9 protein-coding genes and 1 pseudogene are annotated in these 9,098 nt (G+C 67.5%); 5 read left to right on the forward strand and 5 right to left on the reverse strand.

What is annotated here, in order from left to right:
• Positions 1-9: 9 nt before the first annotated feature.
• The gene (locus HTS88_RS12720; protein ID WP_174178918.1) at positions 10-1,401 is read right to left on the reverse strand and encodes a YibE/F family protein; all 1,392 of its coding nucleotides are present in this window, start codon (positions 1,399-1,401) and stop codon (positions 10-12) included.
• A gap of 142 nt (positions 1,402-1,543) precedes the next feature.
• Between HTS88_RS12720 and HTS88_RS12725 the strand changes: the two genes are divergently transcribed.
• On the forward strand, positions 1,544-2,299 hold the full coding sequence (locus HTS88_RS12725; protein ID WP_174178895.1) for an alpha/beta hydrolase: 756 nt from the start codon (positions 1,544-1,546) through the stop codon (positions 2,297-2,299).
• An 8-nt stretch (positions 2,300-2,307) separates the two neighbouring features.
• Positions 2,308-3,132: a lysophospholipid acyltransferase family protein gene (locus tag HTS88_RS12730; protein ID WP_174178897.1), complete on the forward strand. Its 825-nt coding sequence runs from the start codon at positions 2,308-2,310 to the stop codon at positions 3,130-3,132.
• 62 nt (positions 3,133-3,194) lie between these two features.
• Here HTS88_RS12730 and HTS88_RS12735 read toward each other — a convergent pair whose 3' ends face one another.
• The 3 genes from HTS88_RS12735 to HTS88_RS12745 form a co-directional block, all read right to left on the reverse strand.
• A complete protein-coding gene (locus tag HTS88_RS12735; RefSeq protein ID WP_174178899.1) occupies positions 3,195-4,229 on the reverse strand; it encodes a GNAT family N-acetyltransferase in 1,035 nt (344 codons plus the stop codon).
• A 1-nt stretch (position 4,230) separates the two neighbouring features.
• Positions 4,231-5,616 carry a glycine--tRNA ligase gene (locus HTS88_RS12740; protein WP_104185255.1) on the reverse strand — a complete coding sequence of 462 codons (1,386 nt, stop codon included), beginning with the start codon at positions 5,614-5,616 and terminating at the stop codon, positions 4,231-4,233.
• 189 nt (positions 5,617-5,805) lie between these two features.
• Complete coding sequence (locus HTS88_RS12745; protein WP_174178901.1) at positions 5,806-6,810, reverse strand: DMT family transporter; 1,005 nt, start codon at positions 6,808-6,810, stop codon at positions 5,806-5,808.
• A gap of 33 nt (positions 6,811-6,843) precedes the next feature.
• On the opposite strand from HTS88_RS12745, the gene HTS88_RS12750 reads away from it, so the two are divergent.
• Positions 6,844-7,071 carry an RNA-binding S4 domain-containing protein gene (locus HTS88_RS12750; protein WP_174178903.1) on the forward strand — a complete coding sequence of 76 codons (228 nt, stop codon included), beginning with the start codon at positions 6,844-6,846 and terminating at the stop codon, positions 7,069-7,071.
• A 69-nt stretch (positions 7,072-7,140) separates the two neighbouring features.
• Here HTS88_RS12750 and HTS88_RS12755 read toward each other — a convergent pair whose 3' ends face one another.
• Positions 7,141-7,791 carry an alpha/beta hydrolase gene (locus HTS88_RS12755; RefSeq protein ID WP_174178922.1) on the reverse strand — a complete coding sequence of 217 codons (651 nt, stop codon included), beginning with the start codon at positions 7,789-7,791 and terminating at the stop codon, positions 7,141-7,143.
• A 78-nt stretch (positions 7,792-7,869) separates the two neighbouring features.
• Here HTS88_RS12755 and HTS88_RS12760 point away from each other — a divergent pair, with 78 nt between their 5' ends.
• The gene (locus HTS88_RS12760) at positions 7,870-8,739 is read left to right on the forward strand and encodes an SGNH/GDSL hydrolase family protein (RefSeq protein ID WP_397426133.1); all 870 of its coding nucleotides are present in this window, start codon (positions 7,870-7,872) and stop codon (positions 8,737-8,739) included.
• A 58-nt stretch (positions 8,740-8,797) separates the two neighbouring features.
• A pseudogene (locus HTS88_RS12765) lies at positions 8,798-9,098 on the forward strand (hypothetical protein); the annotation flags it as partial.

A 9,098-nucleotide genomic window follows, 5' to 3' on the forward strand; every position in this document is an offset into this window, starting at 1 on the left:
CCAACGTGGTCAGCCGCGGTCTGCCCGGCGTCCGCGCCTGGTGGGCGGTGTGTCCTCCGGTTCAGCGGCGGACAGGCGCGACCTGCGGGCAAGGGCTGCTGCGGCCAGCGACCCCGTGTCATCCATGCCCGGCTCCCCCTGGCCGCCTGGTTCCGTTGCCTGGAGCACCTGCGCCTCCGGGACTCCTGCCCGGACGCCGGTAGCCTTGACCACCAGTACAGCAATCAGCGTGGTGACCGGAATGGCCAGGACCAGCCCGATGGAACCCACGAGGGTCCGGATGACTTCCTCGGACAGCTCCGCGCTGGTGAGCGTGTCAGCGAGCGGCCGGTCGTAAAGCATCACGATGATGAGGATGGGAAGGGCCGCGCCGGCGTAGGCGAACGCGATGGTGTACACGGTGGACGCAATGTGGTCCCGGCCGATCCGCATGGCCGAGGTGAAGAGTTTCCGGGCGCTGCTGCCCGGCGCCAGTTCGTACAGCTCCCAAACCGCGGAGGACTGGGTGATGGTCACGTCGTTGAGGACACCCAGGCCGGAGATGATGAGCCCGCACAGGATGACGCCGGAAATGGAGATGTTGGCGGAGGTGTTCACCAGGGTGGTTGCCTCGTGGTTCCCCACACCGGCGAGGTTCGCCGCGCCCGTTGCCCACGCCGCCAGGAGCGCCGTGATCCCCAGCCCGAACATGGTGCCCAGCAGTGCGGTGGAGGTCCGTGCCGAGAAGCCGTGGGCGAAATACAGCACCCCGATCATGATCACCGTGGATCCCACCAGGGCAAGCAGGAGCGGCGGTTTCCCTTCCACCAGCCCGGGAAGCATGAAGCTGGCCAGCACGAAGTACGCGCCGACAAGCCCGATCAGGGCGCGAAGGCCCCGCCAGCGGGCCACAGCGATCACCACCGCCGCATACAGCAGCGCCAGCAGGACGATCGGCAGGGTCCGGACGAAGTCCACGAAGATGAAGGCGGGCGAACCCTGGGAGGCGGACGCGCCCTGGGCGTTGGACAGGTTCAGGTACCGGATCTGGTCACCGGGCTTAACCCCATGGGACTTCGCGACGTCCGGGTTGATCACCACCTTGACCGGGCTTCCTCCCTTGTCCGGTTCCGTGAAGGCAAAGGTGCAGTCGGATCCCTGTTGGCTCTGCTGGCCCTGCTGGGTCTGCGCCTGGCCTCCCTGGCCCTGCTGGGCAATACCCTGCATGCAGATTTCGGACACCACGCTTTGGATGGTGCCGGTGTCGAAGGTGACACCGGGCGCGGCGGAGTAGGGGTTGGCCAGGGAGATGCCCTCCTTGCTGCCCGAGGGCCAGAGCATCGCCATCCCTGCGAGGGTGAGCAGCGTCAGCGGAATGAGTACTGCCGCGAGGATGCGGTTTGCCTTCCGCCTGGCGGCCATCGCCTGCGGCGTTGGCTCCGAATGACCTGTGGAAGCGTGGGAGTGACCGGACCCCATCAGCTGTAGAACCTCATACATTGAACTCTACGTCCGGCACCGTAGGGTTGATAAATGGATCATCGGGGACTCGGAGGTACCAGGTATGGCCAACAGCAATACGGAGAAAAACGGCGGCTCGCGCCCTTCCGAAGCGCCCGGCGCTGCGCGGCAGGCAGTCCTCAGCGTCCGGAAATCCTCAGGTCCCACCCGGGGAGTGGCCCTGGTCCTGCACGGGGGCAAATCCCAAAGCCGTGAGCCGGTGGAGGCCAGGCACTTGAGTCCGGCACGGATGGTGCCTTTCGCCTGGCATCTTCACCGCGCCGGGCGGACGCACGGGCTGGCTGTGTGGTCGCTCCGCAACAGCGTTCGCGGCTGGAATGGCCAGGACATGTCTCCGCTGCAGGACGCCCGCTGGGCACTCGCCCGGATCCGGGAACAGCACCCGGATGTGCCCGTGTTCCTGGTAGGCCATTCCATGGGCGGGCTCACGGCTGTGATCGCCGCGGAGCATCCGGGTGTGGAGGCAGTCGTCGCCCTTGCCCCCTGGCTCAACCCCGCAACTCCCACATCGGGCGTGGCCAACCGCAAGGTGCTCATTGTGCACGGAACCACGGACAGGTGGACCAGCGCCTCGGCGTCCCTGCTGTTCGCCCGGCGTGCCTCTGCCGAGGCCGCCAGCATGCAGTACGTTGCCCTCAAGGGCGCCGGCCACTTCATGCTCCGCAAGATCGGGGTGTGGCAGACACTGACCACCGGCTTTGTGATGAAGGCTTTCGCCGAAAGCATCGGGGCCGAGCTTCCCCTGCCGGCGGAGTACACCAGGCTGCTGCCGGAGTCAGCGGTCCAGGTGATCCTGTAGGAGGTTCCATGGCCTGGCGCCCCGCACCCAATGACCTCTTCTACCGCGTCATCGTCCGCAGCGGGCTCCTGCTCCGGTGGGCCTTCCGGATCCGGATCATCAGCAGCGGAACGGAACACCTGCCGCCTGCGGGACCACGGACGGGGAAGTCCAGGACCGCGGTACCGGGCAGCGGCGCCGTTTTCGCCGTGACGCACTTTGGCTACGTCGATTTCGCCGCCGCCGAACTGCTGCTGTGGAAACACTCCCGCGGGAAGCTGCGGTTCCTGGTCCACCAGGGCGCTGCCGATCACTGGCTCGCCGGGCCCGCCATCAGCGCCGCCGGCCACGTGGTGGTTGGGTACACCGGCCGTGCAGACGCCTATGAGGCGGCGGTGGCCAAGCTGCGTGCCGGCGAATACCTTGGCGTGTTCCCCGAGGCAGGCGTGAGCCGCAGCTTCACCGTGCGCGAGTGCAGGACCGGAGCAGTCCGGATGGCGGCCGAAGCCGGCGTCCCCGTCATCCCCGTGGCGGTGTGGGGCGCCCACCGGATCCTCACCCGCGGCCGCGGCTTCTCGGCCGGAAGGACATGGCGCGCACCCGTGCGGATCCATGTGGGTGAGCCGCTGGTATTCGCACCGGGGGACGATGCCGGCGCCGGCACAGCGGAACTCCGCGCCCGGCTCCAGGACGGGATCGGGACGTGCATCGCCGATTTTCCGCTGCTCCCGGAGCCCGGCGCCTGGTGGATGCCCGCGCACCTGGGCGGCAGCGCCCCGACTGAACCCGAGCGGCAGCTGCTCGACGCGCAGGACGCCGCGAAGGGCCGCCGTGGTCCCCGCCCAGCCAGGTAGCAGCAGATGTCGTCATGGAGCTCCATCACGACATCTGCTGCGACGCGGTTGCGCAGCGGCGCCTAGTCCGAAACCACCAGGGTTTCCGCGCCCGCCTGCCGCGCCTTGCCGTTTTCGAGCAGGGGTTCGACGGCGGCACGGAGGGCAGTCATGGAATCGTCCAGTTCCAGCATGACCGGGTGCTGGTACGCGATCAGCGAGAGCATGTCGCGCACGGCTTCCGCGGCGTCGTCCGCGGCGAGGGCGGGCTCGTGGCCGACGAAGACGTCCGTGGGCGTTTCCGCCCCGACATCCTCCTGGCCAGGTGCCGCGTCCGGATTGGCCGGCGCCGCGTAGCTCACGGCGAAGGCCCGGATCCGGCCCTTCCTGCTGGGTGCAACGCCTGCCCCGAAAGCCGACTCAGGCTGGGCGCGCAGCACGATTGCCCCGTGGGCGCCGGTGAGGTCGTCCAGGAACAGCTTCTGCACCTGGCCCATGGACAGGACGCCCGGCGAGTCCCAGCCGTGGATGGAGGTGTAGTACCTGCCCACCACGTCGGTCAGTTCCACGGAGCCCGTGGCCAGGTCCATCACCACGTCGGAGCCCGCGTTCTCGTCGTTGGCCAGGCCGCCGCCGTCGTCCTTGGCCGGGAACACCGGCAGCCGCAGGGCTCCCGGTTCAATGACCACCAGCCGGGAACGCTGGATGGGTTCCAGCTCGAAGGCCTCCGCGAAGGCGGCACCCGGGGTGCCCGGCTCCACCTTGGCGCGGAGCCTGGTAACGCCCGACGGCGAGTGTTCAGCTTCGCGGCGCAGCATCGCCAGGAGCGTGGCACCAATCCCGGCGCGCCGGTGGTCCCGTGCCACCTCGATGTAGGCCCAGAGCCGTTCGGGATGCAGGGAAGCTTCGTAGACGACGCCGGCGCCAACCGGAATCCCGACGCCGTCGATCACGTCCTCGGCCACGATGCAGCGCCGCCACGGCGTGCCGTTGGTCCCGGCGGAAGAAAGCGCCAGCGCGCCACGGAACTGGCGGGCCTGGTGGGTTTCCGGGTCGCCCCAGATTTCCAGCAGGGCAAGATCGTCACCTTCCCGCCATTCGCGGTATTCGATGGCCATGCTAGGCGCCGATCAGGCGTGCGGCCAGGTAGCCCTCCACCTTGTCCAGGGAGACGCGCTCCTGGCTCATGGTGTCCCGCTCGCGGATGGTCACGGCCTGGTCCTCGAGGGTGTCGAAGTCCACGGTGATGCAGAACGGGGTGCCGATTTCGTCCTGGCGGCGGTAGCGGCGGCCGATGGCGCCGGCGTCGTCGAAGTCGATGTTCCAGTTCTTGCGCAGCTGGGCGCCGAGGTCCTTGGCTTTCGGGGACAGGTCCTCGTTGCGGCTCAGCGGCAGGACGGCGGCCTTGACCGGCGCCAGGCGCGGATCCAGCTTCAGGACGGTGCGGACGTCCACGCCGCCCTTGGCGTTGGGGGCCTCGTCCTCGGTGTAGGCGTCCACCAGGAACGCCATGAAGGAGCGGGTCAGGCCTGCGGCGGGTTCGATCACGTACGGGGTGTAGCGCTCGTTGGTGGCCTGGTTAAAGTAGCTCAGGTCCGTGCCGGAGGCCTTGGCGTGGGTGGAGAGGTCAAAGTCGGTACGGTTGGCGATTCCCTCCAGCTCGCCCCACTCGGAGCCCTGGAAACCGAAGCGGTACTCAATGTCCGTGGTGCCCTTGGAGTAGTGGCTCAGCTTTTCCTGCGGGTGCTCGAAGAAGCGCAGGTTTTCCTCGCGGATACCCAGGCCGGTGTACCAGGCCATGCGCTCCTTCATCCAGTACTGGTGCCATTCCTCATCCGTGCCGGGCTCGACGAAGAACTCCATTTCCATCTGCTCGAACTCGCGGGTGCGGAAAATGAAGTTGCCCGGGGTGATTTCGTTGCGGAAGGACTTGCCGATCTGGCCGATGCCGAACGGCGGCTTCTTCCGGGAGGTGGTGAGCACGTTGTTGAAGTTCACGAAGATGCCCTGTGCTGTTTCGGGGCGCAGGTAGTGCAGGCCCTCTTCGCTGGCAACGGGACCCAGGTAGGTTTTGAGCAGGCCGGAGAATTCCTGCGGCTCGGTCCATTCGCCCCGGGTGCCGCAGTTGGCGCAGGCGATGTCCTTGAGGCCGTTCTCGGCGGGGCGGCCCTTCTTTTCCTCGTACTCTTCCTCGAGGTGGTCCGCGCGGTAGCGCTTGTGGCAGGAGAGGCACTCCACCAGTGGATCGGAAAAGACCTCCACGTGGCCGGAAGCTTCCCAGACCTGGCGGGGCAGGATGACGGACGAATCCAGGCCCACCACGTCCTCGCGGCCGCGGACCATGGACTGCCACCACTGGCGCTTGATGTTTTCCTTCAGTTCGGCGCCGAGGGGCCCGTAGTCCCAGGCAGAGCGCGAACCTCCGTAAATCTCACCGGCCTGGAACACGAATCCCCTGCGCTTGGAGAGGGAGATGACCTGGTCGAGTACGGATTTTGCTGCCATGGGGGTAACTCCAATTTCTACAGGGCCGCTGGGTGCGGTCCGCGGTTTCTGGCCCCGGCGAAGCCAGCGGCGGGATACCTCTGGCTGCACGGCGGGGCGGATGAAGGGTAATGCGAAAAGCTGCGTGTACCAGCCTACCGGCCGCTACCTGCCCGGATGTTACCTGCGCAGGCGTTATCTGCGCAGGTGTTATCTGCGGAGCGCGCCCCGGGGCCAGGGCAGGGTGGCCAGGATGATGGCGGCGAGGGTAAGGATTGTGCCGAGGACCGTGGCCGGAGCCACGATTGTTCCCGGAGCCGGCAGGACCACGTCGAGGGCGAGCGAGCCCAGCAGCTGCCCGGCGATCATGCCCAGCCCGGTGACCAGCACGCCCAGGCTCCGGACCAGCAGCGCGCCGAGGCCGATAAACACGCATCCCATGGGGCCGCCAAGGTAGTACCACCATTCGGCGGGCAGCGGGTTCCCCGGTCCGGCCACGGAGACTTTGACCGCGTAGGCCGTCCACAGCACAACGGAGCCGGCAACGAAATTCACCAGGGTGGCCGCGATGGGCGTGCCGTAGTGGACAGTGGCCGTCCCGTTCATGGCCTGTTGGAAGCTCATCAGGAACCCCGCCGCCACCGGCAGGAGGAGTGGAACCAGGAGCGCCGCGGGGCCGTCCGGCCCTGCGCCGCCGTCCGCCATTCCCGGCGTGCCGCCTGCTGCCGCGAACCGGGGTGACACAGCCCAGGCGACGGCGGCGATGGTCAGGAGGCATCCGATGACCCGGATGGCAGTCACCGGCTTCCGGCCGGCCGGTCCAATTCCGAGCTTGTCCACCAGCAGGCCGCTGACGGTCTGGCCGGTGACTGTTGCCACTGTGAAGAGGGCGACCCCAAGGATGCCCACCGTGAAGGACTGCGCGAAGACGAACAGGGCACCGATGCCGCCGGCCAGCACATAGATGCGCGGAAAGGCCCGGCTGCGGACCGCGGGCAGGATCCGTGCAAGGCCGGCCCGGCCGCGCGGCAGGAGCAGCGAGATCAGGATCATCACCACCAGCCCAGTGCTGAAGCTCACCACCGCGGCGGCGATGCCGTCATTGAGGCGGGTGCCGAGGGCCCCGTTAATCCGGCCCTGGACGGGAATGGCGAGGCCCGCGCCCACCGCGAGTGGAAGGCCTGCGAGCAGCGGCAGGCGGGGGCTGGAAGTCATTGAATCAACCCTACGTCAGGCATCATTGCCTGTATGAGCAATGTTGAAGAGATCACCATCCGCGACAGCATGATCCGCCTTGGCCAGCTGCTGAAGCTCGCCAATCTGGTGGAGGACGGTGTTGAGGCGGCGGAGCTCATCAAGAACGGGCTCGTCAAAGTCAACGGGGAGATCGATGACCGCCGCGGCCGGCAGCTGCACAATGGCGACACCGTGACGGTGAACGGCCAGACCGTTAAGGTCGTCGCGCCGGAGGCCTGACCGCCGCCCCGGGGCAGGCAGGCCGCCGGCGGCGGGGTCGGCCAGAGCGGACGCTCGCCGTCGTACCTTCTATTTCTTCAGGACCTCATGCGTGAGGAACTCGCCCACATGCCCGATCTCCTGCTGGTTGATCCCGTGCCACATGCCTGTGTAGAGGACCTTGGTGAGCTTGACGTGCTTGCGGACCCAGGCCATGGTGAAGTCGATCTTGTCCGGGGTGATCACGGGGTCCTGCTGGTCCCGGCCCCAGAACATGGGCACGGTGCCGTCCAGCTCGCTGTCCCGGAAGCTGGGATCGTCGCCGGCGTCCACCACGAAGCCTGAGAGTCCGACGACGGCGGCGAAGTCGGTGGGCCGCTGCCGCAGGAGCGTGGTGGCCATGGCCATGCCCATCGAGAAACCAAGCAGGGTTACCGACGGGTGCCCCACCCGGATGGCGTCGATCCACTCGAGCACGTAGGCCGATGCTTCCTTGACGCGGTCCAGGGAGTAGTCGATGGACGCGGTGAGCGGAAACCAGGTGAAGCCCGGGCCCATGGCGATGGGGGCGCGGACGGACGCGACGGCAAAGTCGCCGGGCAACATGTCGGCCAGGCTCAGCAGGTCCTGTTCGTTCGCGCCGTAGCCGTGCAGGAGCACCAGCAGGGGTTTGCCATCACGCTGGTCCTCCGGATGGGACCACAGGACAACAGGGGCAGGAAATACTTCGGCGTCAGTCATGGTTTCCATTCATACCAGTTACCCACAGGTAACTACCTACGTTGGCGTAGCCAGGGAAGCGAAAGGCAGGATAGGACCGTGAGTGACACAAGCGCCATCGAGACCCCGTCCATGACCGCCGGCTCCCACCCTTGGAGCCGTTATGTGGCCATGGGTGACTCCTTTACCGAAGGCATCGGGGACCCCGAGCCCTCAAGCCCGGGCGGGTTCCGCGGCTGGGCTGACCGCGTTGCCGAGGAACTGGGCCGGACCCAGCCGGATTTCGCCTATGCCAACCTCGCCGTCCGCGGCCGGCTGCTGCAGCAGATCGTGGACCAGCAGCTCGCCCCGTGCCTTGCGCTGAAGCCTGACCTGGTCACCCTGTCCGCGGGCGGAAACGACCTGCTGCGGAGGGGCGGGGATCCCGATGTCCTCGCCGCGAAGCTCGATTCGGTGGTCCAGATCCTGACGATGGGCGGCGCCACAGTGGTGCTGTTCAACGGCCCGGACACCGGCACGTCCGTGCTCGGCAGGATCCGCAGCAAGGTTGCCATCTACAACGAGAACCTGCGGACTGTCGCCGCCCGGCACGACGCCGTCATTGCGGACATGTGGTCCCTCCGCCAGCTCAGCGATCCCCGGATGTGGGACGAGGACCGGCTTCACTTCTCGCCCCTGGGCCACCACACCATTGCCGCCATGGTGCTGGATTCGCTGAACGTGGAGCACACCCTGCAGCCCCTCCAGCCCAAGCCGTTCCCGCCCCGGAGCTGGCGGGAGGCCCGCTCGGGCGACCTGGTGTGGGCCCGCCAGTACTTTGTGCCGTGGGTGCTGCGCCGGCTGCGCAACCAGTCGTCCGGGGACGGCATTACGGCAAAACGGCCGACGCCGGGTCCCGTCTTTGGTCCGGGCGTTCCGCTGGGATCCGGCGAGGGTCCGCTGGGGTCGGCAGCCGGCAGCCGGAACTGAGCCCGGTGTTAACGCCCCGGGGTTAAGCTGGAGGGACACACACGAGAGGCTTAGCACCGTGAGCAACCTGTTTTTCTGGATCATCATCCTGTCATTCGTGATTCCGATGGCCATGCGGATGTACCGGAAGTCTGTAGCCCGCCGGGACCAGCAGCAAACCTTCTCGGGACGGTACCCGGACCAGTTCCCGGGTTCCGGGCAGTTCCCCGGTTCCAGCGGCCCGCAGAGCAAGCAGCCCCGTGACGGCTTTACCCAGCAGGACTACCTCGCGGGAGGCTTCCGCCAGATCGGGCAGCCGGCGCCGCTCCCGCCCAGCCAGCCTTTGCCCCCGATCCAGCCCATCCCGCCGGTCCCGCCCG

Source organism: Pseudarthrobacter oxydans (genome assembly GCF_013314975.1).
GTDB classification, from domain to species: Bacteria; Actinomycetota; Actinomycetes; order Actinomycetales; family Micrococcaceae; genus Arthrobacter; species Arthrobacter oxydans.

Bases quoted from the DNA above. Each gene is read 5' to 3' on its own strand.
- HTS88_RS12730 (WP_174178897.1), top strand. From the start codon at position 2,308: ATGGCCTGGCGCCCCGCACCCAATGACCTCTTCTACCGCGTCATCGTC.
- HTS88_RS12725 (WP_174178895.1), top strand. From the start codon at position 1,544: ATGGCCAACAGCAATACGGAGAAAAACGGCGGCTCGCGCCCTTCCGAA.
- HTS88_RS12750 (WP_174178903.1), top strand. From the start codon at position 6,844: ATGAGCAATGTTGAAGAGATCACCATCCGCGACAGCATGATCCGCCTT.
- HTS88_RS12720 (WP_174178918.1), bottom strand. From the start codon at position 1,401: ATGGCCGCCAGGCGGAAGGCAAACCGCATCCTCGCGGCAGTACTCATT.
- HTS88_RS12755 (WP_174178922.1), bottom strand. From the start codon at position 7,791: ATGACTGACGCCGAAGTATTTCCTGCCCCTGTTGTCCTGTGGTCCCAT.
- HTS88_RS12740 (WP_104185255.1), bottom strand. From the start codon at position 5,616: ATGGCAGCAAAATCCGTACTCGACCAGGTCATCTCCCTCTCCAAGCGC.
- HTS88_RS12745 (WP_174178901.1), bottom strand. From the start codon at position 6,810: ATGACTTCCAGCCCCCGCCTGCCGCTGCTCGCAGGCCTTCCACTCGCG.
- HTS88_RS12735 (WP_174178899.1), bottom strand. From the start codon at position 4,229: ATGGCCATCGAATACCGCGAATGGCGGGAAGGTGACGATCTTGCCCTG.